The sequence below is a fragment of the Algiphilus sp. genome, assembly GCF_965216485.1.
In the GTDB taxonomy this organism is placed as follows: domain Bacteria; phylum Pseudomonadota; class Gammaproteobacteria; order Nevskiales; family Nevskiaceae; genus Algiphilus.
In genome coordinates this window covers 26,015-50,559 of sequence record NZ_OZ244162.1, presented here as the reverse complement: position 1 = coordinate 50,559, position 24,545 = coordinate 26,015, and the positions used below count along the sequence as shown (strand labels likewise).

18 protein-coding genes are annotated in these 24,545 nt (G+C 63.2%); 4 read left to right on the top strand and 14 right to left on the bottom strand.

Annotated elements, in window-relative coordinates; translation table 11 throughout:
- Positions 1 to 86: 86 nt before the first annotated feature.
- The 6 genes from ACOOFO_RS00185 to ACOOFO_RS00160 all read right to left on the bottom strand — a co-directional run bounded on the left by ACOOFO_RS00185 (position 87) and on the right by ACOOFO_RS00160 (position 6,270).
- Positions 87 to 1,214: a DUF418 domain-containing protein gene (locus ACOOFO_RS00185; protein ID WP_420427673.1), complete on the bottom strand. Its 1,128-nt coding sequence runs from the start codon at positions 1,212 to 1,214 to the stop codon at positions 87 to 89.
- A 95-nt stretch (positions 1,215 to 1,309) separates the two neighbouring features.
- Positions 1,310 to 1,498 carry a DUF3012 domain-containing protein gene (locus tag ACOOFO_RS00180; protein ID WP_420427672.1) on the bottom strand — a complete coding sequence of 63 codons (189 nt, stop codon included), beginning with the start codon at positions 1,496 to 1,498 and terminating at the stop codon, positions 1,310 to 1,312.
- Between the two features lie 153 nt (positions 1,499 to 1,651).
- Positions 1,652 to 3,046 carry a YfaP family protein gene (locus ACOOFO_RS00175; protein WP_420427671.1) on the bottom strand — a complete coding sequence of 465 codons (1,395 nt, stop codon included), beginning with the start codon at positions 3,044 to 3,046 and terminating at the stop codon, positions 1,652 to 1,654.
- A 110-nt stretch (positions 3,047 to 3,156) separates the two neighbouring features.
- Positions 3,157 to 4,215, bottom strand: coding sequence for a DUF2235 domain-containing protein (locus ACOOFO_RS00170; RefSeq protein WP_420427670.1), 1,059 nt, complete (start codon positions 4,213 to 4,215; stop codon positions 3,157 to 3,159).
- Between the two features lie 331 nt (positions 4,216 to 4,546).
- Complete coding sequence (locus tag ACOOFO_RS00165) at positions 4,547 to 5,527, bottom strand: quinone oxidoreductase family protein (RefSeq protein WP_420427669.1); 981 nt, start codon at positions 5,525 to 5,527, stop codon at positions 4,547 to 4,549.
- The gene (locus ACOOFO_RS00160; protein ID WP_420427668.1) at positions 5,524 to 6,270 is read right to left on the bottom strand and encodes an SDR family NAD(P)-dependent oxidoreductase; all 747 of its coding nucleotides are present in this window, start codon (positions 6,268 to 6,270) and stop codon (positions 5,524 to 5,526) included. The genes ACOOFO_RS00165 and ACOOFO_RS00160 overlap by 4 nt, the downstream gene beginning before the upstream one ends.
- A gap of 111 nt (positions 6,271 to 6,381) precedes the next feature.
- On the opposite strand from ACOOFO_RS00160, the gene ACOOFO_RS00155 reads away from it, so the two are divergent.
- Positions 6,382 to 7,257 carry a LysR family transcriptional regulator gene (locus tag ACOOFO_RS00155; protein WP_420427667.1) on the top strand — a complete coding sequence of 292 codons (876 nt, stop codon included), beginning with the start codon at positions 6,382 to 6,384 and terminating at the stop codon, positions 7,255 to 7,257.
- A gap of 394 nt (positions 7,258 to 7,651) precedes the next feature.
- Positions 7,652 to 9,829 carry a catalase/peroxidase HPI gene (gene katG, locus ACOOFO_RS00150; protein ID WP_420427666.1) on the top strand — a complete coding sequence of 726 codons (2,178 nt, stop codon included), beginning with the start codon at positions 7,652 to 7,654 and terminating at the stop codon, positions 9,827 to 9,829.
- A 72-nt stretch (positions 9,830 to 9,901) separates the two neighbouring features.
- Here katG and ACOOFO_RS00145 read toward each other — a convergent pair whose 3' ends face one another.
- The 3 genes from ACOOFO_RS00145 to ACOOFO_RS00135 form a co-directional block, all read right to left on the bottom strand.
- A complete protein-coding gene (locus tag ACOOFO_RS00145) occupies positions 9,902 to 11,332 on the bottom strand; it encodes a di-heme oxidoredictase family protein (protein WP_420427665.1) in 1,431 nt (476 codons plus the stop codon).
- Positions 11,329 to 12,606, bottom strand: coding sequence for an imelysin family protein (locus ACOOFO_RS00140; protein WP_420427664.1), 1,278 nt, complete (start codon positions 12,604 to 12,606; stop codon positions 11,329 to 11,331). Before ACOOFO_RS00140 ends, ACOOFO_RS00145 begins: the two co-directional genes overlap by 4 nt.
- A 63-nt stretch (positions 12,607 to 12,669) precedes the next feature.
- Positions 12,670 to 13,776 carry a metallophosphoesterase gene (locus ACOOFO_RS00135; RefSeq protein ID WP_420427663.1) on the bottom strand — a complete coding sequence of 369 codons (1,107 nt, stop codon included), beginning with the start codon at positions 13,774 to 13,776 and terminating at the stop codon, positions 12,670 to 12,672.
- A gap of 234 nt (positions 13,777 to 14,010) precedes the next feature.
- On the opposite strand from ACOOFO_RS00135, the gene ACOOFO_RS00130 reads away from it, so the two are divergent.
- Complete coding sequence (locus ACOOFO_RS00130) at positions 14,011 to 14,961, top strand: calcium/sodium antiporter (protein ID WP_420427662.1); 951 nt, start codon at positions 14,011 to 14,013, stop codon at positions 14,959 to 14,961.
- 27 nt (positions 14,962 to 14,988) lie between these two features.
- Here ACOOFO_RS00130 and ACOOFO_RS00125 read toward each other — a convergent pair whose 3' ends face one another.
- The 5 genes from ACOOFO_RS00125 to ACOOFO_RS00105 are packed head-to-tail and all read right to left on the bottom strand — an operon-like array spanning position 14,989 to position 23,740.
- The gene (locus tag ACOOFO_RS00125) at positions 14,989 to 16,620 is read right to left on the bottom strand and encodes an amidase family protein (protein WP_420427661.1); all 1,632 of its coding nucleotides are present in this window, start codon (positions 16,618 to 16,620) and stop codon (positions 14,989 to 14,991) included.
- Positions 16,617 to 18,218 (bottom strand): amidase, encoded by a 1,602-nt coding sequence (locus ACOOFO_RS00120; RefSeq protein WP_420427660.1) that lies wholly within the window; start codon positions 18,216 to 18,218, stop codon positions 16,617 to 16,619. The genes ACOOFO_RS00125 and ACOOFO_RS00120 overlap by 4 nt, the downstream gene beginning before the upstream one ends.
- Complete coding sequence (locus ACOOFO_RS00115) at positions 18,215 to 20,107, bottom strand: alpha/beta hydrolase (protein WP_420427659.1); 1,893 nt, start codon at positions 20,105 to 20,107, stop codon at positions 18,215 to 18,217. Before ACOOFO_RS00115 ends, ACOOFO_RS00120 begins: the two co-directional genes overlap by 4 nt.
- Positions 20,108 to 20,120: 13 nt before the next feature.
- Complete coding sequence (locus tag ACOOFO_RS00110; RefSeq protein WP_420427658.1) at positions 20,121 to 21,959, bottom strand: amidase; 1,839 nt, start codon at positions 21,957 to 21,959, stop codon at positions 20,121 to 20,123.
- The gene (locus tag ACOOFO_RS00105) at positions 21,956 to 23,740 is read right to left on the bottom strand and encodes an alpha/beta hydrolase (protein ID WP_420427657.1); all 1,785 of its coding nucleotides are present in this window, start codon (positions 23,738 to 23,740) and stop codon (positions 21,956 to 21,958) included. The genes ACOOFO_RS00110 and ACOOFO_RS00105 overlap by 4 nt, the downstream gene beginning before the upstream one ends.
- 378 nt (positions 23,741 to 24,118) lie before the next feature.
- Between ACOOFO_RS00105 and ACOOFO_RS00100 the strand changes: the two genes are divergently transcribed.
- Positions 24,119 to 24,541, top strand: a complete 423-nt coding sequence (locus ACOOFO_RS00100; RefSeq protein WP_420427656.1) for a glycine zipper 2TM domain-containing protein — start codon at positions 24,119 to 24,121, stop codon at positions 24,539 to 24,541.
- Positions 24,542 to 24,545: the final 4 nt, after the last annotated feature.

The following is a 24,545-nucleotide window of genomic DNA, read 5'->3' as shown; positions in this document are numbered from 1 at the left end:
TGCAATGGCTGACTGTGGATGGCGGTGCAGGATGGCCGCCATCGTCAGCCGAAGCAGGGCAGGGCGCCCGGGGCATTGGACGTGTATTACCCGCAACGGGGAGCGCCAGTGCCTGCATAGGTCATGCGGCGTAACACCCATTCAAAGGGGCCGAGCGCGAAGTACCTGCGCCACAGGCTGAGCAGCAGGATCAGCAGCAGCGTGACGACAACGGCAATCGCCACGGCGGTCAGCCGGTCAACCTCGCCCCACAGCCCAAGCCCATAGGCCGAAAAGAGAGTGGACAGGACAAGGGACTGGCCCAGATAGATGCTCAGGCTCGAAGCACCCGCGGCAAGTGCGCGCTGCATGATCGGCCCAGGTGCGCGGGAGAGCAGCGCGATCAAACCGAGATAGCCCAGTGTCGTGATCGGGGCGACCACCACCGTCAGCACCACGCCTGCCGCCGGCGGCCCCCATTGCCAGAGTGCTGCACCCAGCAGGCTCAGCGGCAGCCCGGGAAGCAGGCACTGGCGGCGGGCGCGTTGCCACAGTGGGTGGTCGGCATCGTCAATCATCCCCGCCTTGACCGCCGCTAGTCCCAGACAGAACCAGCCCAGCGCAGAGACGCCCTGGATCAGCAGCAGCGACGGCAGGATGATCAGGTAGCTCGCTGTACGAAAGGCCACCGCGTCGGCAAAGCCACCCGTCGTCAGCACCGCGCGTTCCCACTGCAGGAGGTCGTCCGGCGTGGCCGGCGCAATGAAGATGAGCGGCGGCGTGATCACCGCCTGAATCACCAGCAGGGCCGTGCCCACCCCTACCAGGCGCCGCACCGGCCAGTTGCGGAAGCCGTACAGAATCGCGCCCGCCACGGCGTAGGTGACCAGGATGTCGCCGGGGAAGAACAGACAACCGTGCGCCAGCCCGAGCAGCAGCAGGCCGATCATCCGGTTGCGGTACAGCCGTCCAAAGGCCAATCCGCGGCGCTCCGCCGAGCGCATCAAGAAGCCCAGCCCCACCCCAAACATGAACGAGAACAGTCCGTAGCTCTTCATCAGCGCCACACCGTTCACCAGCCAGAGCGTGAGGGCATCCGCCACTGTATCCCCCGCTGGCACGGTGAAGTCCTGTAGCACGGAGAAGGCGATGAACTGGACGTTCACCACCACAATGCCAAACAGCGCCACCAGGCGCAGGGTGTCCGGCATCAGGGCGCGATTATTTGACGTCATGGCAGGCGCTGCATTCGTGCGAGCGCAAGGTTATGGAGCGATTCCCTAGCTGCGAAGGTGAGGAAAGTGCTGCTCAACGCCCAGTTTCGGAGGCGTTACTCGTCCTCGCTCTTGAAGATACAGTTCCTCGCGTAGGCGGTTGCCTCATTCGCCGACCAGTCGCCCTTCGGCTCTTCATCCATGTCCTGGCACCAGGCCTTGCTCCCGACTTCCGGTGAACATGCGGAGAGCGCAAAGGCGATGGCCACCACGCCACCGGAAAGATACGGCTTTACTGATTTCAATTCTTCTCCCTCTCGATCTTGGGGTTCACCTGGGCGGGCCACGGTTGAACTTGCTGCGCTGTTGGGCGCTAGCGCAAGGCGCTACTGGGTCGAACGTGGGATTGGTATGTTCAGTAACGTGTCACCGCAAGTCACATTCGGCGGAGATAATATTTAGTCGATTCTGAAACCAGGATATTCAAAATCTAAGTTTAATGGCCTATCTGAGGGTGTAGGCCCGCCAAATGAAAACGCGATTTGAATATCATCACTGTAGATTTGCTGGTAGAAATCTTCACCTACAAAACCTTCGCCTGCCGTGGTGCTGCTCAATACAGTAACGTCGAACTCGTTTATGAAAAACCCTTCGGGCGTGCGCCGCGGGTTTCCAACTTCAAAATCATATACATTGATTTCTGTTGGTGCAATCTTTCGGCCTGTGCAATCATTGAACTCAAATCTATCTATTGAGGCCGTGAAGCGGGTTCCTTCGAAAACTCTCACTAATTCAAGCCCTAACACACAAGACTTCCATGTGCCTTGAATCCGCTCAAATACAGCGGTCGGGGAGTGATCACGCGACTGGGGTACTTCATCTGCAATAGAGCCCGAGGCATTGCAAGTTGATACCGGGGTTGGAAATTTGACCAACCGCGCTCCATTCAAATCGACGACAATTGACGCAAAGCGGACACAATCATACTCTGGCAAGAAGTCAACGAATCGCAGGGTGTCAACAAATCGCCCATTGTAGGAAATACCTAACGCAATATTTGCTGGTTCTCCAGTAAAGTGGTTCACTTCAATGTTGTAGATGCCTTGAGGTGCCTCTTGGGGCCAAAAGACGTTTTCTATTGAGTCAGGCGATCCATCAAAATCGTCCAAATCAAGCCTGCCCCCAGATGTAGAACTTGGTTGGGCGTAATAAATCTCATCGCCGTTTGGGTCAAATATGTGCAAATCGAGGTCGGCGAATTCATTCCAATTGAGTGAGATTTGAAGTCCTCCTGTCCCAACTTGTAAAACATCAAGCTCACTGATGCTTGGAGCAGAAACGCGGCCTGAGTTGTCAACTGCAACAATCTCTATCGGCACTCTTCCTTGTTTAATGTCTGGCTGAAGCGCTATTTCGAGGTTTGTGTCGAAAACTTCGGAGCCTTGTACAGAAGCATCGCTTTCCTCGTTCAAGAGGTTGAGTTCAAATACATCATCCGTGCCGGAAATTTTCGCGTAAAGCGTACTTATCAAGTCGTTGCTTCTTATGCTGACTGGTGTCTGTACTACTGAACCGTTCGCTCCGTTACTTCTCTCCTTGATGATTTGAATCTGAGGTTGATCGGAATCATTGCTGGGTTCAGGAACCGTTGTGCCTCTCTTCAGTTCGGCTAACTCTCCGCCAAACTTAATTAGAAGATCATTCGCTGCGTTGGGTGTTAACGAAGGGGTGCCGGGGTCGGCTGATGGGTTGTTGGTAGTTGAAGTTGAGCCTCCGCCACCGCATCCGGAGATAGTGGAAAGCAAAAATATCGTCAGCAGGCTGGCAATTGAGTGGTTTCTTGTTTTGCGCAACTTATGTCCTTCCCAATGTTTTCATTGTTGGAGTTATTGCTAGTGCTGTTTCAGAGGTGATGTGATCCAGCTAATATGTGGTAATTGAGAATTTTAATTGGTGGGGTTTATCACGTCTTGCTTGGGTGCATGTTACGCAACTTATGCCGACGTTTGTTAACACTCTCTAATCTACACTCAAGATTCGGCGGCCGGTAATCCTCGTCCTTCTCATACCGCTCCATCACCGAAGGATGAATCCGCGTGGTGATGCCCTCCGGCGTCAGGTCTCTGGGTTCCGATCGGCGCAGCCGATAGATGTGCCGGTTGGAGCGGTGCACGGGGGCTTGGACGCTGGGCTTCAGGTCGTCCTTGATGTGCTGCTCGATGTTGAGGCCGGCGCTCTCGGCCTCTTCGATCATCCATTGCAGGGGGAAATCACTGGCGAGGCGGCCCTGCTTGTCGGCTTTGTAGCCGCCGCCGATGTCGCCGTGGACGCCGGCGAACCGGACTTGCTGGATGTCGCGGTTGTCGTGTTCCTGCAGGAAGGTGGGTTCGAAGTCCTCCCTGCGTTCGTCGATGGCCAGGGCGTGGCGGGCGATGGCGACGTTCGGCCCCAGCTTGGTGTCGTAGAACTCGTCGGTGCGGTCGAAGAGGCCGAGGAAGGAGAAGGGGATGCCGAGGGCACCAACCGTGTCGAACACGCCCAGAAAGCGGATGTGCCGCTCGGGGTAGCTGTGCTGCTTGCGGAAGTCGACGGACTTCTTGGCCTCTGGCTTGTAGGCCTTGTTTTCGTTCTTGTAGTGGGCGAAGGCCTGCTCGATGCGGTTGGCGTCGGGGCGTTTGAGGATGCCGCAGTTGTTGATGAGGCCACACAGGCTGCGCACGGTGTAGGCGCCGCGGCTGAAGCCGAAGAGGTAGATCTCCGCGCCGGGGCTGTAGTTCTGAACGATGTAGCGGTAGGCATCCGTGATGTTCTTGTGGATGCCGCGGCCGGTGATGCCGCCGCTGACCTTGCCGTGGTAGGAACCGATGCCCCATTCGTAGAAGACGTGCTGGTCGTTGTTGGCGCCATCCCAGGGTTGAATGGCTCGGGCCAGACGTAGCACGTTGGTCGGCGTGTCCGACTCAACGTCCTCCTCCGGGCGATTCCATGTGCCGTCGGCACACACAACGATGCGCTTTGGCATGCTGTCTCCCTCACCTGCTCCTGGTTTATGTTACTGCGTCTTCACATGGGTGGGAAGTGGGCTAACGAGACGCTCTGTCTGGGCTGTGGGTTCTTGTGCGCCAGGGCACAGCTTTTTTATGGAAGGCCATCAAAGGCGAGCCGGTACCGATCCAGAACGATGGCCGCGGTGTAGCGATCTGGAAGGTCGATTGAGGTTTTGACTGGCCTTGCGCATGGCCGATCGAAGCACGTGCAACGCAGGAGCACATCCATACGCTTGTCAGCGACGATGCACCCCTGCGTTTTGGTGTGGACTCTCCGACTTTGAGCAGCAGGTGTCTGTGAGATGGTCAATGCGGATCGGTGGTGAGCACGATGGGCCCGACAGTTCGCCGGGCCTCCAGGTCGCGATGCGCTTGAGCGACGTCTTCGAGAGCGTAGGTGTGGGCCGGCTCAATCGTCAGGGCGCCCTGCGCCACCGCTTCGAAGACGGTAAGCGCGCTTTGCCTCAGCAACTCGGGCGTTGCGGTGTAATGACCGATACTCGGATTGATGACGGTGTGGCTTTTGGCATTCAGGCCATGGACATCCAAAGGGGATGCTTCGCCCGATGCCCAACCGACCAGCACGTTCTTGCCCATGATGGCGAGGCAATCGAAACTGCGGTGAAACGTGGCGGCGCCGACGCCATCGTAAACAACGTCAACCCCGCGTCCGTCGGTAATTTCATTGACGCGCGCGACAAAGTCCTCACTGCGGTAGACGATCACGTGTTCAGCGCCACGCTGCTTGGCTCGCTCTGCCTTTTCGTCGCTGCCCGCGGTGCCGATAACGGTTGCACCCAGCTTCGATGCCCATTGGGTCAGCATGGAGCCCAAGCCGCCCGCAGCCGCGTGCACCAGGATCACGTCGCCTGCGCGAACCTGATGCACCCGATGGACGAGTGCTTCGGCCGTTGTGCCCTTCAACATCATGGAGGCAGCTTGCACGTCACTGATCCTTTCAGGGATGCGGACAAGCCGATCAGCACGCACTGTGCGATGAACACGATAGGCACCCATGGCAAGGTTGTATGCAACCCGATCACCCTTGGCAAAGGCCTCGACGCCGGTACCTACCGATTCCACGATGCCGGCCGCTTCAAAACCGTTCACGAACGGTAGCGCGGGCGGCGCCTTGCTGCCGGATCGGAAGTAGGTGTCCAGATAGTTCACGCCCACGGCAGTTTGTCGCAAGCGCACTTCACCTGGCCCTGGCACGGGTGGCTCAGCATCAAGCGCTTCAAACACCGCTGGGGATCCGATGCCGTTCTGTGAGATGACCAAGCTCATGCGTTGAACCCCCCGTCGACGTCGATGACCGCACCAGTGATGTACGACGCACTCGGACTGGCAAGAAAGCTGACGACGTTGGCGATCTCTGGAGGCTGCGCGTAACGGCCGAGCGCCGTCATTCCCGCCAGTGTCGGTGCGTGATCCGCAGTGGATGGGTTCATGTCGGTATCGACAGGACCGAGTTGCAGGGTATTGACGGTGATGCCGCGCTCGCCGAACTCGCGCGCCCAGCCCCGGCCGATGTTGGCCAGCGCGGCCTTGTGCATGCTGTAGAGCGCTGCCCCGGCCATCGGAACGCGGCTCCCGAACACGCTGCCGATGTTGATAATCCGTCCATGGGCTTGCATGAACGGCGCCGCAGCCTGCGTGACCGCCCATGCACTGCGGACATTCGCAGCCACGAGCCGATCAAATTCTTGCACGTCGGCATCGGCAATCAAGCCAGTGGGGTAGACCCCCGCGTTGTTGACCAGTACGCGTGGCGCGCCGGAGGCGCTGGCGATGTCTTGCACCCAGAGTTGAGAGGCCTCAGGGTCGCTGTGATCAACGCGGCTTGCTGACACGATTCGATCCTGGGAAGCGAGCGCATCCCGCAGTGTTGACGCCGACGTCTCGTCGGACCTGTAGGAGAAATGCACGGCGAAGCCGTCGTGTGCCAGCTGACGGACTATCGATGCGCCGATGCCTCGGCTTCCGCCCGTTACGATGGCTACAGCAGATTGCTGGGATTGCTGACTCATGGGAGTACTCCTTGTTGCGGTTGATGAGTCAACGAGTCTGGAGGTGCGGCGCCGCCCTGATTAGCGGGGTAGAGTGCAAATCAGTGTTGCAATTTTCGGGTAAATAGGGATATGTCTGCAGATGACATGGTCTTGTTTGCAATGGTCGCGGAGTTCGGCAGTTTCTCCGAGGCAGCCCGCCGCGCGGGATTGCAAACGTCCACAGTCAGTCGGCGCATTCGCAGTCTCGAGGAACACTTGGATGCACGGCTGATCGAGCGCAGCACGCGGCAGCTGCTGCTGACGGAGGCGGGGGAGCGGCTACTGCCACGCGCGCAAGACATCAGCGATGCAAGGCGCGACGCTATCGCGGCGGTTCAGGACGTCCAGGCGGACTTACGCGGGCCGCTGCGCGTGACCGCCGCGTTGCCCGAAGGCGAGACCTTCCTGAGTGACTGGCTCGCCACATTCCTGCAGTCCTATCCGCAGATTCAGCTGCACCTGACATTGACCGACCGCAATGTTGACCTGATCGCCGAACGGATTGACGTGGCATTTCGGCTCGGTCCGCTGCAGGACTCTTCGCTCGTTGCGACCCCCCTCGGCTTGCTGAGTCAGGGGCTGTTCGCCTCCCCACAGTATCTCCGAGAACACCTTGTGCCGGAGACAGTCGAGCAGCTTTGCGCGCATCGCTTGCTGGGCTATCAGAATCCGAAGTTCGATCGCGAATGGATCTTTGAGGACGGACAAATGTGTGTCGGTCCCTTTTCCTGTGTCGTGGATTCGATGGCAAGCGCCGCCCGCATGGCCGCGGTCGGAGCCGGGATTGCCAGACTACCGACCTACGTCGCCGAGGCATTTGTCGCTCAGGGCGCCCTGGTGTCTATCAGGCTCGATACCCGGTTTGCTGAGCGCAAATTCTATGCGGTGGTTCCCCGGCGGGCGGGCCAAACGCGCAAGACGCGAGAACTCATCGATTATTGCAAAGCCCAATTCAGCGCTGGCTGACCAGTAAGCCATACCATGAAGTCAACGGTTGCCGTGTTTCGTCCGCAATGACATGGGCTCGAGCCGCCTCGCAAAGAGACAGGACTCGTTGCTCACGTCGCCCCGTTTGTGCCCGCATGCGACCCCGGCTTTTCCTTTCGGGAAGAGCGCGGTTGTTGAGTCCATGCAAAAGCTTGCGTGATAGCGGCGACCTATGGGGAGGCGCATCAAATGCAACTTCGGTCAAGTACGCTCGGTGCAATAAAGTGTTCCTGTCGGTGGAACAGCATTCCAACGTCAAGCGCTACCGGCCGTGAATGGTGGCTAGAGTGTCGGGCATGTTCGGCTGACGCATTTGCATTCGGCAATTGCCCCGGCCGGGTCAGTCTAAGCAGCAAATCATGAGGAGCGAGCAATGGGTGCAATCGAAGGTCAGACCACCGGCAAATGCCCGGTGATGCACGGCGGTAATACGGAAGTGGGCAACAGCGTGGTGAATTGGTGGCCGAAGTCGCTGAATCTGGACATCCTCCATCAGCACGACCACAAGACGGACCCGCTGGGCGAAAACTTCAGCTACCGCGAGGCCGTCAAGCAGCTCGACGTCAAGGCGCTCAAGCAGGACCTCCACGCGCTGATGACCGACAGCCAGGATTGGTGGCCGGCGGACTGGGGCCACTACGGCGGCCTGATGATCCGCATGGCGTGGCATGCCGCGGGTACCTATCGCATCGCTGACGGCCGCGGTGGCGCGGGCACCGGTAACCAGCGCTTCGCGCCCATCAACAGCTGGCCGGACAACGGCAACCTCGACAAGGCGCGCCGCCTGCTGTGGCCGATCAAGAAGAAGTACGGCAACAAGCTGAGCTGGGCGGATCTGTTCATTCTCGCCGGCAATGTGGCCTATGAATCGATGGGCCTGAAGACCTTTGGCTTCGCCTTTGGTCGCGAGGACATCTGGCACCCGGAGAAGGACATCTACTGGGGCGCGGAGAAGGAATGGCTGGCGCCCTCCGATGAGCGCTATGAGGACGTCAGCAAGCCGGAGACGATGGAAAATCCATTGGCTGCCGTGCAGATGGGCCTCATCTATGTGAACCCGGAAGGCGTCAATGGCAACCCGGACCCGCTGGCCACGGCCGAGCAGGTGCGCGTGACCTTTGCACGCATGGCGATGAACGACGAGGAAACAGCGGCGCTCACGGTGGGCGGCCACACCGTCGGCAAGTGCCACGGCAACGGCGATGCTGAAGCCCTCGGCCCGGCGCCGGAAGGCGCGGATGTGGAAGAGCAGGGCTTTGGCTGGCGCAATCCGCACATGGAAGGCAAGGCCTCCAAGGCCGTGACCTCCGGCATCGAAGGCGCCTGGACCAAGCACCCGACGCAGTTCGACATGGGCTACTTTGACGCGCTGCTCGACCACGAATGGCAACTCAGCAAGAGCCCGGCCGGCGCCTCGCAGTGGGAGCCGGTGGACATGAAGGAAGAGGACAAGCCGGTGGACGCCACCGACCCCTCCATCCGCCACAACCCGATCATGACCGACGCGGACATGGCGATGAAGCTGGACCCCAGCTATCGCGCCTGCCTCGACAAGTTCCGCGCCGACCCGGCCTACTTCCAGGATGTCTTCGCCCGCGCCTGGTTCAAGCTCACGCACCGTGACATGGGACCGAAGCCGCGTTATCTCGGCCCGGAAGTGCCGGATGAAGACCTCATCTGGCAGGACCCGGTGCCGGCCGGCAAGGCCGACTACGACGTCGACGCCGTCAAGGCTCAGATCGCCAAGGCGGGCCTGTCCATTGTCGACCGCATCAGCACCGCATGGGACAGCGCGCGCACCTTCCGCGGCTCGGACATGCGCGGCGGCGCCAACGGCGCGCGCATCCGACTTGCTCCGCAGAAGGACTGGGAAGGCAACGAGCCGGATCGCCTGGCCAAGGTGCTGAAGGTGTACGAGCAGATCGCCGCCGACAGCGACGTGAGCGTGGCGGACGTCATCGTCCTCGGTGGCAATCAGGCCATCGAAGAGGCGGCCAAGGCGGCCGGCCATGATCTCAATGTGCCCTTCCAGCCCGGTCGCGGCGACGCCACCGATGCCATGACGGATGCCGATTCCTTCGCCCCGCTGGAGCCGGTGGCCGACGCTTTCCGCAACTGGCAGAAAAAGGACTACGTGGTGCAGCCGGAAGAGCTGATGCTGGACCGCGCTCAGCTGCTGGGCCTCACCGCGCACGAGATGACGGTGCTCATCGGTGGCATGCGCGCGCTCGGCGCCAATTTCGGCGGTAACAAGCACGGCGTGTTTACGGATCGCGAAGGGCAGTTGACGAATGACTTCTTCGTCAACCTGACCGACATGGCCAACACCTGGAAGCCGGTCGAGAACAATCTCTATGAGATTCGTGATCGCAAGACCGGTGAGCTGAAGTGGACGGCAACCCGTGTCGACCTCATCTTCGGCTCCAACTCCATCCTGCGTGCCTACGCCGAGGTCTATGCCCAGGACGACGCCCAGGAGAAGTTCATCTGCGACTTCGCCTCGGCCTGGAACAAGGTCATGAACGCGGATCGCTTTGATCTGGTGAGCTAAGCACCCAATCTGTCGCAAGTCAGCCCGGGTTCTCTCTGCGGAGAGGGCCCGGGTTTTTTGTGCGCACCGGCGTCAGAGTGCGGCGAGGAAGCGGATCACCTTGCGTCGCTCGGTGGCGGACAGCGACGCCCAGGCGTCGCGTGCGGCCTGGGCTTCGCCACCGTGCCAGAGAATAGCTTCCGCCAGGGTACGGGCGCGGCCATCGTGCAGGTAGCCGGCGTTTGCGCCACCGATCGGGGTTGTATGGCCAAGCCCCCAGAGGGGCGGCGTGCGCCAATCGCGCGGCCCGGCGGCGCCCTCGCGGCGGCCGTCGGCGAGGCCTTCACCCATGTCGTGCAGCAGCAGGTCCGTGTAGGGCCAGATGGTCTGGCCGGCAAGGCTGGGCTCGGCGTCTTTCGCCGTGGTCCAGCTCGGGGTGTGGCACGCCGCGCAGCCGATGCGTGTAAACAAGGTCTCGCCGGTAACGACATCGGGCCGGTCGACGTAGCGCCTTGCCGGTGGTGCCAGGTGGCGTGCGTAGAACACGACGGCTTCGCCGATATCGATCGAGAGTTCGGGGTTGCCGCCGTTGGGGAAATCCTGGCAAACGCGTTGTGCCGGCGTGCACTCGTCGGTGGCAAACAGCTCGGAGGTGATGCCGAGATCATGCGCGAAGGCTTTCATGCTTTGCGCGTGCACGGTCGGCTGCGTGGCTTTCCAGCCGAATCTTCCCACAGTGCTGGCTTCAGTATCGGAGCGCGCGATGCGATGGACGCGCCCGTTGGGCGGCGCCGGGTCGGCCTGCTGGCGTGCGGCTTCGGCTTCGATCGCGGCTGTGTCGATGGCTTCGAGCAGGCCGAGCCCGATCATGGGCGGTGCGATGCGAAAGCTAACGCGGGTGTCGCTTTCGGGCTCTCCATACCCCCATTGATCCGCTTGCCACCGTGGCCGCCGCACGGCGATCTCGGTACCGTCCGGCAGGGATTCGGTGAAGGTCTGCCACTGCACGCGCACGCGGGCCTCCGGTGCGGCACCCGGCAGTGCCCGCGTCTGCAGTTGCCCGCCGTACACCGGGTGCGCCTCGCCGGACGCGCTGGCAAAGGTGACAATGCCCGCGGTGATGGGCGCGTCCGCATGCGGAGGCGGGTGGCCGCGGCCGTCGCGCACATGGCAGTCCTGGCAGGCCGCCGCGCTGTAGAGCGGACCGAGGCCATCGCGTGCAGTGGTGGAGGCTGGGGCGCTCACCCAGGCGTTCGTGAAGAAGGAGTTGCCAACGGCGAAGGTGCCGCGCTGAGACGCCGGCAGATTCGCAGACGGCTGCGAGAAATCATCGATGCCGCGGCGGTTCTCGGGATTGCGGTTGACGAAGGTCGTGTCGCCGCCTGGCAGCGCTTTGGCAGGCAGCTGCGTGACATCGGGCGGCGCATGGTGGCTGGGGTGACGCACCGGTGCATCCTCGCTGCAGCCCGTGAGCAACGACAGCAAGAGCCCCGCGAAGAGGGCCGTCCCGCAACCGCGCTTCATGAATCCCGCTCGGGCACCCCGCGCGGGGCTTGCGGGTTCAAATCGCCCAACTGCAGTGCTTCCCCCAGTGCTTCGAAGGCGGCGGTTTGGGCATGCAGATGCGCCATGGCCGTGCGGATAAGCGCATGGCCCTCATGCGCGTCGGGCGCGATCAGGACGTCGAAGGGGCGTCCGGTATCGGCAGCCTCGCGAATGGCCTGCAGACTGTCGCGGGTGTCGGTCAACGCGCGGTCGATGCGCTTGGCAAGCTCAGGGTTCACCGCTTGCGCGAGGTCTGACAGCGACGGCGAGAAGGTCTGTTCGCCGAAGCGGCCACGGTAGAGGTTCTCAATGCCCACCGCGTTGAAATACAGCGACTGGTGTGTGTCATCCGAGAAGCAGTCCTGCTCCTCTTCGGGAGACCCGGCCATGAGCGCGACCTGCATGCGTTCGCTGGCGAGTTCCTCTCCGGACATGGACGCCAGGCCAAAAAGTGCCCGGCGCAGTCCCTCCTTGGCGTCACCGCGCACGAGACGATCCCCGTAGCTGCCTTCGGCATCGGCCCAGCGCGCCCGCATCAGCGTGAGCTGGTGCGCCAGATAGTGTGCGCTGGTGATGAGGTAGGCGCCGCGTCGCTGGCAGTGCGCCAGCGGAGCCCTGCGTGGACCGTCGGTGCAGGTGGCGGCGTCGCGGCTGTAGTCGGTCCACGGGCGTTCGCCGGCGCCGGGTGTGTGGCCGTGCAGGTCCTGACCCCACAGCAGAAACTCGATGGTGTGGAAACCGGTGGCCACGTTGGATTCGTGGTCGCTCAAGGCGTGCAGTCCTTCGAGCTTGGCCCAGCTGAGAGGCTCCAATTCGATGGTGCGGCCGCCGATGGTCACGGCGGGGGCGGTTACCACGCTCAGCCGGCTGTGGCGGTTGGCCTCGGAAGCAGCGTAGCCGTCGGCCACGTAGTCGATGAAGCCTTCGTCCACCGGCCAGGCATTGACGCGCGTTTCCCATTCGTCGACGAACCAGTTGCCGAAGCGCAGGCCTTCGCTTTGGGAATACGGTACGCGGGCGGCGCGCCACGCCTGGCGGGCGGCGGCCAGGGTGTCGGGCCCCGGCGCGGCCACCAGGTCTTCAACGCGCTGCGCTAGGGTGACGGCGCGGGCGTGGGATTCGGCGTAGGCCGCGTGGGCGACGGCACGATAACTGTCGAGTACCTCGCTGACGTCGGGCGTACCGGGGCTGCACGCGCTCAGAAAGCACGCGCAGCCCAAGGTGGCCAAGCGCACCAGATGACTGAGACGCACTACCTTGCGCGTTTGCTGTCCGTTACCCGCCATGGAGCCGAAGAAGGCGGCCGCGCGTTCGCGCTACCAGCCGAGTTCGCTCTGGGTCAGCGTGAAGACTTCTACGGGTTCGGGCGGGTTCAGGCCCTCGATGTTTTCGCCGTACCACTCCACGCGGATGGTGTCGCCGAGAATCGTCGCCCACATGAAGCCGGCGGAGCCGCGATAGTCGGAGATGCCGTTCTTGTCGCCCTCGCGCTCCTCGAAGCCGAGGTTGGAGGCAGGACGGGTTTCCGTGCGGCCGCCGGCACCGGAAACGATGAACTCGGTCCGGCCGCAGGATTCCACCGGCTTGAGCCAGCGCAGGTCGTGTTCATGGCCCTGCACGTGGAACTGCACGCGGTCGCAGAGCGATTCCTCCATGGCGGCCTTGAAGCTGGGCGAGCCGTCGCCGTAGTTGCCGTTGGAGATGTAGTTGTAGTGGCTCATCGAAATCTTCCAGCGCGCCGGAGAGAGTTCGGTTGCCTTGCGCAGCCATTCCCGCTGGAAGGCGCTGTCATAGGCATTGCCGTCGAGCGAAATCGAATCCGAATCGCCATCGATGGTGTCGCTGTCCACTGCGAACAACTCCATCACATTGCCCCAGCGGTGCGTGTAATAGCGCGCCGGCATGTGCCACATCTGGGAGGGGCGACCTTCGCGATAGGTGTATTCCACCTGGTTGTCGCCGAGCTGCGTGGTCTGGCCGGTGGCGCCGTTGTCGTGATTGCCCAGCACCAGATAGAAGGGGATGTCGAGTCCGTCGTAGACATCCTCGAAGGCTGTATTGAACTGCGGGTCCTGCGTGGAGAAGGCGCCGAAGAAGTAGATGTTGTCGCCGGCCGCTATCGCGAAATGGCAGCCGGGCACGGATTCGGTGGCCTTGGACTCGCACACCAGTTGCATGGTTTCCGCCAGGCCGGACTGCACCGCGTCTTGCGTGCCGGCATCGCCCAGGATGATGAAATTCAGCGGCGTTTCCGCGTCGTGCGGCGTGGTCTCCGTGGTCGGTTTGCGCGTATTACGGCTCTCGCTGTTATCAGCAACCGGGGCTTGGGCACCGGCCTGGCCCGCAGTGCCGTTACCACCGCAGCCGTTCAGGATGAGCAGAGCCGATAGCGCGGCGCACAGCCGGAGGTTCATTTGCTTCATGGGAGGATAGGAGCTGGATCAACCCGCGATTATTGCGCGCGCATGTGACGGTTCGACGACAGGGGCGACGATGCGTACTGGACCTGACGCACTGCGGCCGGTGGGGCTCGACGCCGGCGCGTCGCGGGCTTCAGGATGGCGGCAACGGACGGATGGGATTCGTCCATTCAGCGACGAGGCGGCAGGCTCGGATTCTGATGCCTCCGTCGACCACGATAATCTAGGAGAATCTTCATGCTGTGGGCTTGGCTGGCAATGGCCGCGGGACTGGGCCTGTTGTACGTGGGTGCGGAAGGGCTGGTGCGCGGCAGCGCGTCGCTCGCTGGGCGGCTGGGGCTGACGCCGCTGGTGATCGGCCTCACCGTAGTGGCCTTCGGTACCAGCATGCCGGAGCTGGCGGTGAGCGTGGAGGCGGCCCTCAACGATCGTAGTGCCATCGCGCTCGGCAATGTGGTCGGGTCCAACATCGGCAATATCGGTCTGATCCTGGCCCTGGCGGCCATGGTGACGCCGCTGGCGGTGCAGGCCAAGGTGTTGCGCGTGGACACACCCTTGGTGATCGCGGTCTCGGTGCTTCTTCTGATCCTTGTCAGTGACGGGCATCTGGGGCGGATCGAAGGCACTGCCTTGGTGGTCGGCGTGCTGGCCTACGTTGCCTTCAGCCTGTGGAGTGCGCGCCGCGAGAGCGCCGTGGTCCATGCGGAATTCGCAGAAGGGGTGCCGGCGCCCTCGGGTTCCGTCGGCCGCGACATCCTGTTCGTCGTGGTGGGCTTGGCAGTACTAGTGGTCGGGGCGCGCATGCTGGTGCAGGGCGCAATCACGGTGGCCGAGGCGGCCGGGCTGTCCGACGCCGTCATTGGCCTGACGATTGTTGCCATCGGCACCAGCCTGCCCGAGCTGGCCGCCTCGGTGGTGGCAGCCGCCAAGGGCGAGGGCGACATTGCCGTGGGCAATGTGCTGGGTTCCAACCTGTTCAACATCCTGGGCATTCTGGGCATCACCAGCCTCATCCAGCCCCTGGAATCCGGCGGGGTGGGGCCGACCGATCTCTGGGTGATGGTCGGCTTTGCCGTGCTGCTCGCGCCATTGATGCGCACCGGCTGGCGCATTGGCCGCTGGGAAGGCGTGATGTTGCTGCTGCTCTACGTGAGCTATCTGGCGCTGGTGATCAGCGGCAAGGGCTAAGCACAGCGGGCACCGACCGCGCTGCCCTCATTCAGTGACCAGCGCGGAACAGGGCAGCGCCAGCTCTGCATTCAGCACGGTGGGTGGCTGGCGCAGTTGGGTGGCCTGCTCGTAGTCGTAGGCGTAGGCCAACAGGTCGGCTTCATCGAAGGCCGTGCTGGCGAATGCAAGGCCCTGCGGAACCTGGCCGTCATAGCCCATCGGGACGGTGACATTGGGATAGCCGGCCGCGGCCGTGATGCCCGTGTTGGCGCCGTTGGGGCCGACAATCGCATCCAGGTCGTTGCTGCTCAGCTGCTGATCGATCCAGGTCTGGGCGCTCAGAATGGCGGTCTCGCGCGACAGGACGTAGACCGGATCGAGTTCCTGCCCGCTCTGCGCGTCGGACAACTGCAGCAGGCTTTGGCCGAACTTCACCGCACCGGGAAAGCCTTCGTTGTAGGCGATGATCTCCGACAGGCTCTGTACCGGAATGCCGGGGCCGGCTTCTTCGGCCAGATAGCGATTAAGGAAGAGTTTGAACTCGTTGGGGATGGCGGTGATGGAGGCGAAGGAACCCACCGAGGGCGGCAGATTGCCGTCGAAGGGCACGATAGTCGCGCCCTCGGCTTCCAGCACGGCTAGTGCGGCGCCGAACAGGCCGCTGTCGGTCAGATCCGCCTCACGCACGCCCAGACGCACCCCTTCGAGTGCGGTGTCGGACAGGGCGGCCAGGTAGTCGGGCACGGCACCCGCCAGCGGCGAAGCTTCAAAGCGCGGACTGGCGTCGTCCAGTGGATCCAGCCCTGCAATGACGCCAAGCACGGCGGCGGCATCGGTGACGTTGCGCGTCATGGGTCCCGCGGTATCGAAGCTGTGCGCCAGCGGGATGATGCCGGAGCGGCTGACCAGGCCGATGGTGGGTTTCACGCCCACCAGGCTGTGTCGGGTTGCGGGACTGATGATGGAGCCCGAGGTCTCGGTACCAATGGTCACGGTTCCGAAGGCCATGGTGCCGGCCACGCCTGAACCGGTGGAGGAGCCCGACGGATCGAGATCGAAACGGTAGGGGGCGATGACCTGTCCGCCCAGCGACGAGTAGCCGTTGGGCATGCGCAGGTCCATCCAGTTGGCGAATTCGGAGAGATTGGTCTTGCCCAGCACGATGGCACCGGCATCGCGCAGCTGCTGGGTGATGAAGGCCTCCGCCACCGGGAAATTGCGCGCCAATGCAATGGAGCCCGCGGTCGTGGGCATGTCGCGGGTACCGGTGTTGTCCTTGAGCAATACAGTGAGGCCATGCAGCGGGCCCTTGGCCTGCCCGGCCGCGCGTTCGGCGTCCTTCATCTGTGCCTGGGCGATGGCGTCAGGCGCCAGACTGCGAACCGAATTCAAGGCCGCGTTGGCGCGGTCATACGCCTCGATACGGGCGAGTTGCTGCACCACCAGTTCGGTGCTGGTCAGCGTGCCGGCCTGCAGTGTCTTTTGCAGCGTTAGCACATCGGTCTGCTGCAGGTCGATACCGTTGAGCTGGCGCAGTCCATCCGCATAGGCGTCCGTGCATTGCGCGTTGCGCGCACTTTCGGCAACGGCAACCGTTGATGCCGCCTGCTCCTGGTTGCCGCCACAGGCGGCCAGCGCGATGGCCGATGCGGCCAGCAGCAGGTGGCGCACCTTCATTGGCTGTTCTCCGGTGCGGGTGTCTCTGCATCGCCATCCAGCGCGGGCGGCTTGCGATGTTGCGTGGCCTGTTCGTAGGCGTAGGCGATGGTGAACAACGTGGATTCATCCCATTTGCGGCCAAAGATTTCTACGCCCACGGGGAGGTCGCCGCTGGTGAAGCCGGCCGGGACGACGATGGAAGGCATGGACGTGGTGGCGCTGAAGGCGCAGTTGCTGCCTTGTGGCACGCCGGTGGGCAGGGCAGGCTGTGAGACCGGCGGGTAGATCAGCGCATCCAGTTCCAGCCGGTCCATTTCGGATTCCACATAGGCTCGCATGGCGTCGCGCTTGGCCAATGCCTGCTGATACTCGGCGCTGCTGGTGTCGCGCGCCGCCAGTGAGGCGCCGACCAGAGCGCGGATTACCGGATGCACCCCCGGATCGGTGAAGACGTCCTCGGTGTTCTCCTTGGGGGCGTCGAAGCTGGCCAGATACTCGTCGAGATGGTCGGCGAACTCCTGCACGATGACAGACACCGTTTCGAACTCGGGCAGATCGACCGGGTCCACGATCTCCGCCCCCTTGGCCGCCATGTCGGCAGCCGCCTGCTCGACCAAGGCATCGACCTCGGCGTCCCCGCCAAAGGCGGCAGACCCGCCATAGGTGCGCAGAATGCCGATCCGCTTGCCCGTGAGGCCGTCGGCCTTGAGGTAGGCGGTGTAGGTGGGGGGCTGCTTGCGCTCGGCGTCCAGCGTCGCCGGATCGGCCGGGTCCACGGAGGCCATGGCATCCAGCATGAGTGCTGCGTCGCGCACCGTGCGCGTGATCGGGCCGCCGACATCCTGAGTGTGCGACAGCGGCACCAGACCGTCCTGCGAGACCAGGCCGACGGAAGCGCGCACGCCCACAAGGCTGCTGTTCGACGGTGGCAGGCGGATGGAGGCGCAGGTGTCCGAACCGGTGCCCACAGCCGCGAAGTTGGCGGCGATGGCCGCAGCGCTACCCCCGGAGGAGCCGCCGGCGTCGCGTGTGGTGTCGTAGGGCGTGGCGATGCGACCGTTCGCACTGTTGTAGCTCTGCGTGAAGTAGGCGAATTCGGTCATTGCTGCCTTGCCAAGAATCAGCGCGCCGGCTTTGCGCAGGCCGGCCACCGAGGTGGCGTCGTCAGGCGGTACCGAGCCGGCCAGCGACAGCGAAGAGGCGGTCGTGGGCGCGTCCTTGGTGTCGTACAGGTCCTTGAGCAGGACCGGCACGCAATGCAGTGGCCCGGTCAGTCCTTTCTCCGCATAGGCGGCGTCGAGTGCCTTGGCCTGATTCCGCCACTGCGGGTTGAGCGCCTGCACGGCATTGATCGCAAAGGCGCCCTGCGGTGTGTCATCCAGGGCCGCAATGCGGTCGATGTACATCTCGCCCAGCTTGAGGCAGGTCAGCGGCTTGCCGTCTTCGGTGACTTTTTTGCCGGCGAAGGCGGCGTGGATGTCCGCGACTGTCGCTTCCTTCAGGGTGAAGGTGGCGGGGGCGGCGGTATCAGCGGGGCTGTCTTCCGGCGTGCTGCTGCCACAGGCGGCGAGCAGGGCGCCGAGGAGGACGAGCGGGAGGGCATGGGGTCGATTCATGGCGAAGGCGCGTTCTGGAACTGGAGGTCTGCGATCTGGATGGCGCCGGCCATGCTCTGATCGAAGATGAGCTTCAGGGTGTCGAGCTGACTGGGGTCGACGCCGGCAAAGGCCTTGAGCGGGAAGAGCAGCATGTTGAGTGTGGTCTTCGCGCCTTCGCCGTTGTCGGCATCCCCGGGCGGTACGAAGAGGACATCGCCGTATTCGGAGGCGAGCAGCTCCTTGCTGTTGCCGCCCTTGTCGGTCAGCACCAGACGGAAATCCTGCTTGTCCGTGCTGTTGAAGTCCTTGGCGGCATTGAAGGCTACGCCCACCCGCAGGCTCAGGAAGTCCTTGCTGCTCGCATCCAGTCCACCCAGCTCGGTCTTGAAGCTGGCGCCGGCCGTCTTCCATTGCAGGAACAGCTGGCCGGTATTGGCGAAGGTGCGGACCGAGGGGCAGCCATCGGCATCATTGGTGCCCTCGGTGTTCTTGGTGGTGCAGAACTCGGCGCGCTCGAAGCCGTCCACCGTCTGATTGCCTGCCAGGTTGTTGGTGGCGAGTCGCTCCGGTGTGAGGGCGTCGTTGATGACGATGCGCTTGGCTTCGGGCATCTGGATGCTGAGCAGCACACGGTCGTCACAGAAGCCTTCGGTGTCCTCCGGGCAGGCATCGGCGGGCAGATGCGCACGGCCCTGCCAGTAGGATTTGAAGTCGGTTTCGCCGCCGACAAAAAGGCGGAAGAAGGAGGACATCAGGAACTCACCGTGCGCACGTTGGGCGGCCGGGCTGTCGCGACCATTGTCTTCGGCGCTGCGGTCGCACCAACTGTCGGCATTGGTGTAGTCGTCGCCGTTGCCCTCTTCACCGGTCCATTGGGTGTTGTAGTAGTTGTGGTTGCCGCCCTTGGTCAGGATCTGGAACTTGGCAGCCGGTTTTTCTGCGGCCACATAGCGGGAGTCGTCATAGAGGAAGGCACCCTGCAGATTCGAGACATCGCCGTCGCAATAGGGCAGCAGGACGGCGTAGGTGGTGTCAGGTGCGGTGATGTAGTCGAAGTTGGTGGGTGCCAGCGCGAAGACCGCCTTGATGCTGTGCGGCGCGGTGAATGGGTCTGCCAACTGACGCGGAGGAAGGCCGACTTCCGTGGTCTGCCGCCCTGGCAGATTAAGGAAATGCACATGCGACACCGCCTGCCCGCCGCGCGAGTGCCCCATCAGGCCGACGCGGGCAAAGTCCATACGCTCCTTGAGGCTGATGAAGGCCTCTGGTTCGGCCAGACTCGGATAGCTGCCGTCGGTATTGATGGCGCGAAAGATATCGAGGTGATGCAGGATCAGTTGCGAACGCGCGTTGACGCCGGCGTCGCCCGCCAGGTCCTTGTCGTTGACATCATTGGCGTCGATGGAGATGACCACGTAGCCGTGCGAGGCCAGCGTGTCCGCCATGTAGTCGTAGCCTCTGAAGTTGTCGATGGGCTGGGTGAGGACCAGCGGCGCGCCGGTTTCCGAGAAGTCCGGACAGACGCCCGGGCTGAGGAATTCGGTGCCGTCACCGTAGACGCAGGTGGCGTGACGGCCGTGCAGGTACAGGATGACCGGCAGCGGTCCGTCGCCTTCCAGCGGGTAGCGCACCTGGCCTTCGACATCGGCGTTGTATTGCAGGCCGGTGCTGGGGTCGCTCACCAGGATGGCGGCGGAGCTGTAGGGCACGGCGTCGGAAACCTCGACGCCGACCTTGGGCTCGGCCGCGCTGGGCGCGACCGAGCTGAAGCGGGCAGCACTGCTGGTCTCGTCAGGGGCGTCGTCGCCTGCTGGCGCTTCCGGCAGGCTGGAGCCACTGCAGCCCACCACGAAGAGTGCGATGAGGCCAACGAGCCAGCGGCTGTGGCGTGGATACAGGCTGGTCATGGGACGCTCCGGATCAGGGGGTGGGCGCGGTGCCGGTCAGGGTGGTCAGCACGTCGAGGTAGACCCCTGTGGGAAGGTCTTCCGGTGCTACCGATGCCGCCTGCATCAGTGCCTTCTGCGTGTTGGCATTGAACTCGGCGATGGTGTCGTTGCTCTCCACCAGCGGTCCCGGCGAGATGTCCGGCGGCTTGCGGTGCAGCGTGGCCTGCTCGTAGTCATAGGCGATGCCGAGGCCGGTGCCTTCGTCAAAGCGGCGCACGAAGATTTCCATGCCACGCGGCACGCCCACGCTTTCATCGAAGCCGATCGGGACCACGATCGAGCCCATCTGGGTGGTCGAGCCGAGGTCGCAGGTGCGGCCACCGCTCGGCCCCGGCGAAAGCACCAGAGCGTCCAGCCGGACCGGGTCGCCGCGATCGTCGAATACCGTGCCTTCGACGCTGGGGTCGCCGTCCATCACGGCGGTGACGTACTTGCGCTCGTCCACGATGGACTCCAGTTCTTCCTGCGTCGGTGCCGCGTCGGGGTCACCCGTGGCGGTCAGTAGCATCAGCGGGGCGCTGCGCGGACCGACGCGCAGGCTTTCCACGATGCCGCCGCGGAAACCGGGCAGATTGGCGGTGCAGGCCGAAACGCGACCGTGCTCCTGGGTGGCCAGCGCACTGCTGACACAGGCGCGCGGCGAGGTGCCGCCCCCTTCGTCGAAGAACTTGAAGTAGTCATTCATGTACCAGTGCGTGGAGCTGGCGCCGCGGCTCTGGAACTTGGGCAGCGTCACGTCGTAGACATTGGCGCCCAGTGACTTGAGCTTGTCGACCGCGGCCTGCAGCAGCTCGGCCTGCACACCTGCGCCATCGGCATCGGTGCCATTGCCGAAGCTGCGTAGTACGCCGATGTTCTTTCCGGCCGCGCCATTGGTTTCGCGGTCTAGGTATTCGACGTAGTTTTCCGGGCGCTCGCTCTCGGGGAAGTCGAGGGTCTTCGGGTCCCGCGGATCGACACTGGCCATGGCCGTCAGCATCAAGGCGGCGTCGCGTACGGTGCGCACCATCGGGCCGCCCGTATCGCGCTCATGGCTGAGCGGGAAGATGCCGTGTTGGGAGATCACACCCAGGCTCGGGCGAATGCCCACCAGGCCATTGACCGCCGACGGCAGACGGATGGACATGCAGGTGTCGCTGCCAGTTCCGCCGAGGGCGAAGTTGGCCGCGATGGAAGCGCCGGTGCCTGAGGACGAGCCGCCGGGGCTTTCCGCCGTGTTATAGGGATTGCTGACCTGGATGGCACGGGCTGAAAAGCCTGTGGTGAAGAAGGCAAATTCATCCTGGTTGGCCTTGCCGAGGATGACCGCACCAGCCTTGCGCAGGCCCTTGACGCTCTCGGCGTCGATACCCGCCTGATGGCCGAGCATGGCGTAGGAGCCGGAGGTCGAGGGGTGATCGAAGGTGTCGAAGTTGTCCTTCAGCAGCACGGGCATACAGTGCAGATAGCGGTCACCTACGCCGCCCTCCTGCTTGTACTTGGCATCCAGTGCCTCGGCCTGATCGAGCGCCGTCGGATTGATGTAGAGCGCGCCGCGGATCGGCAGGCCGCCATTGGGCTGCGGTGCATTGTTGTAGCGCAGGATGCGGTCGATGTAGGCCTCCACCAGCTTGACGCAGGTGAGCTTCTCGCCGTCGGGCATCAACTTCTTGCCGGCAAGGGCGTCGTGTACATCGGCCATCGTGGCCTCGACGAGTTCAAAGGAGCCGGTTTCGCCGCTGCCGCTGCCACCGCCGCAGGCAGTAACGCCCAGGCCCGCAGCGCAGGCGAGAAGGAAGCGAAGAACGGGGGTTCGGGGAACGTGGATCATGGCGCTTGCTCGGTGATGACGATGGGGAGGTTCTGAGTGCGTTGGAACAGCAGGTCGGTGAGCTGCACAGTTCCGGCGGGCGTCTTGTCGAAGACCAGCGAGACGCTGTCGATGGCCTGCAGATCAACGCCCTCGAAGGCCGTCAGTGGAACGTCCACCGCGTTGAGGGTGGTCTTGCGGCTGCCGGGACTGTCGAAGTCGTCCCCCGGCGGATAGAAAAGGGCATCGCTGAAGTCGCTGGCGACGACGCTGGCGGTGGCACCGCTGCCGTCTTCGAGTTCGATACGGAAGTCCTGGCCATCGGCGTTGTCCGTATCGCCGTGCGATACCCCGATGCGCACCGACATCATTTGATAGGCGGACACATCCTTGCCCATCAGATCGCTGCGCAGACGCGCGGGTGCATCCCAGCTCAGGAAGATCTGCGGGGCCGTGTTGAAGGTGGGCTCCGCCACGGCGCAGCCTTCTCCCGGGCGGCCATTGGTGGCACAGGTGCCGATTTCCGAGAAGCCTTCCAGGGTGACTGCGCCGCCCAGGGCATTCGTGCTCAAGCTGGTGTCGTCCAGGGTGGCATCGACCACCAGGCGGTCCTTTTCCGGCGCGTGCACACTGAGCAGATAGCGGTCGTCGCAGGGGCCGCTGCTATCGGGGCAGGCGCTGTCGGGGACCTTGGCGCGGCCGTTCCAGTAGGCCGCGTAGTCGGCTTCGCCGCCGACGAAGGCGCGGAAGAAGCTGGCGATGAAGAAGAGGCCGAGTGCACGCTGCTCTTCCGGCGTATCGCGCTGATTGTTCGGGCTGTTGCCGCCGCAATGGCTGTCGTTGCCCGCCGGGTCGTGAATGGTCCAGTCGTCCGAGGTCCAGACCGTATTGAAGTAGTTGTGGTTGGCGCCCATCGCGAGCAGTTGGAATTTGGGCGTGTCATCGCCAGGTTTGGCGTAGCGGGCTGTGTCGTAGGCGAAGTTGCCCATGAGGTCCTCGACATCGCCATCGCAATAGGGCGCCAGGCTGATGAAGGGCACACCCGCCACCGTTAGCGTGTTGTAGTCTGTGGGCGCCAGTGCAAAGACCCTTTTCAGAGCATGAGGTGCGTCCCGCGCGGCATTCAAGGCAACGGTCTTGTTGACGCCTTCGCCGCCGCGTGAATGGCCCATGAGTCCGACCCGCGAGAAGTCGAGCTTGCCGGCGAGGTCGTCGAAGCCTTGGCCGCCTTCCTGGCTGATCGTGCGGAAGCTATCCAGGTGCTTGAGCACCAGTTCGGCCCGCGCGAGCGCTCCGGTATCGCCATTGCCCGGGCTGCTGTCGTTGTCGTTGATGTCATTGGCATCGACAGACAACACCGCATAGCCGTGACTGGCCAGCGCCGTGGCGATGTAGTCATAGCCGCGAAAGCTCAGCGCCGATTCGATGATGACAATGTTCGGGCAGTTGTCCTCGGGTACGGGAACCGGCAACTGGCCGATCGTGGTTTCACAGGTCTGATGGCGACCGTGCAGGAACAGCAGTACCGGCCACGGGCCGTCACTGTTATCGGGATGCCGAATGTAACCGCGGACATCGCTCTCGTACTGCGCGTCGGTGATCTCATCGCGGACGGTGATGCGGCCGAAGTCATAGTCGCGCGCCACCGTTTCATAGGGGCCGGTCAGGCTTGGGTCGGCGGCGGTGCCATCGAACAACTTCGGCGCGACATCCGGCGTATCCGAGGCGCTGTGACCGCCACAAGCTGCCAGCAAAAGCGCGCTGACCGCGAGGAGACTGCGGGAAAGAGGGATTCGAATCATGACCATCTGGTTGTCCTGCGGGCTGCATTGGCCCGACTGGTTTTGATACCGGTCCGGTGATGACTGGACGTTCGGTATGGATGCAATGACGGAACGATGTGGTACACAGGAGCAAGGCGCGTGCCATTTTTATGGAGCTTTATAAAACAGGTATTTATGGTTTTTGTGACTGGAATATGAACCGAATTGAGGCGTGGATGCTGCAATGCAGCACCAGCATGGGGCGCGTTCAGTCACCAACCTGAAAGACGGTTCAGACGTCGGCCTTCCGGGCGCTTTTGGCGAGGCCGTGCCATGCGACGGCGTCGGCGGCTTCAGTGGCAATTCACGACCGCTATCCCATGGTCTCCCGCGTGTTCCACGACAAGGAGTCCAGCGATGAAACACACGACGACCGGTTTTGCCGTGACGGTGGCGGTTGCCAGCCTGGGTCTGAGTGCCTGCAATGGCATGTTTTCCAGCTCGGACTGCAGCCAGTGCGGCGAAATCGAATCGATTCAGGCCCGCCAGGTGGAAGGGGAAGCCTCACCCATGGCCGCTGTTGCCGGTGCCATCATCGGCGGTGTGGCCGGCAACCAGGTGGGTTCCGGAAGCGGCAAGGACGCGGCCACCGCGGCTGGCGCCGTGGGCGGCGCCGTCGCCGGCAAGGAAGTCAGTGAAGAGCAGGCATCGCACACGGTGTACGACGTCACCGTCGACATGCAGCAGGGCGGTGAGCGCGAATTGACGCTGGCCTCGCGCCAAGGCTTGCGCGTGGGTCAGGACGTTCGCGTCACCGACGACCGCGTCGAGCCGATGTAACGCG

Bases quoted from the DNA above. Each gene is read 5' to 3' on its own strand.
- ACOOFO_RS00155 (WP_420427667.1), top strand. From the start codon at position 6,382: ATGTCTGCAGATGACATGGTCTTGTTTGCAATGGTCGCGGAGTTCGGC.
- ACOOFO_RS00110 (WP_420427658.1), bottom strand. From the start codon at position 21,959: ATGATCCACGTTCCCCGAACCCCCGTTCTTCGCTTCCTTCTCGCCTGC.
- ACOOFO_RS00160 (WP_420427668.1), bottom strand. From the start codon at position 6,270: ATGAGTCAGCAATCCCAGCAATCTGCTGTAGCCATCGTAACGGGCGGA.
- ACOOFO_RS00145 (WP_420427665.1), bottom strand. From the start codon at position 11,332: ATGAAGCGCGGTTGCGGGACGGCCCTCTTCGCGGGGCTCTTGCTGTCG.
- ACOOFO_RS00100 (WP_420427656.1), top strand. From the start codon at position 24,119: ATGAAACACACGACGACCGGTTTTGCCGTGACGGTGGCGGTTGCCAGC.
- ACOOFO_RS00105 (WP_420427657.1), bottom strand. From the start codon at position 23,740: ATGATTCGAATCCCTCTTTCCCGCAGTCTCCTCGCGGTCAGCGCGCTT.
- ACOOFO_RS00165 (WP_420427669.1), bottom strand. From the start codon at position 5,527: ATGAGCTTGGTCATCTCACAGAACGGCATCGGATCCCCAGCGGTGTTT.
- katG (WP_420427666.1), top strand. From the start codon at position 7,652: ATGGGTGCAATCGAAGGTCAGACCACCGGCAAATGCCCGGTGATGCAC.
- ACOOFO_RS00130 (WP_420427662.1), top strand. From the start codon at position 14,011: ATGCTGTGGGCTTGGCTGGCAATGGCCGCGGGACTGGGCCTGTTGTAC.
- ACOOFO_RS00120 (WP_420427660.1), bottom strand. From the start codon at position 18,218: ATGAATCGACCCCATGCCCTCCCGCTCGTCCTCCTCGGCGCCCTGCTC.
- ACOOFO_RS00185 (WP_420427673.1), bottom strand. From the start codon at position 1,214: ATGACGTCAAATAATCGCGCCCTGATGCCGGACACCCTGCGCCTGGTG.
- ACOOFO_RS00170 (WP_420427670.1), bottom strand. From the start codon at position 4,215: ATGCCAAAGCGCATCGTTGTGTGTGCCGACGGCACATGGAATCGCCCG.
- ACOOFO_RS00135 (WP_420427663.1), bottom strand. From the start codon at position 13,776: ATGAAGCAAATGAACCTCCGGCTGTGCGCCGCGCTATCGGCTCTGCTC.
- ACOOFO_RS00125 (WP_420427661.1), bottom strand. From the start codon at position 16,620: ATGAAGGTGCGCCACCTGCTGCTGGCCGCATCGGCCATCGCGCTGGCC.
- ACOOFO_RS00115 (WP_420427659.1), bottom strand. From the start codon at position 20,107: ATGACCAGCCTGTATCCACGCCACAGCCGCTGGCTCGTTGGCCTCATC.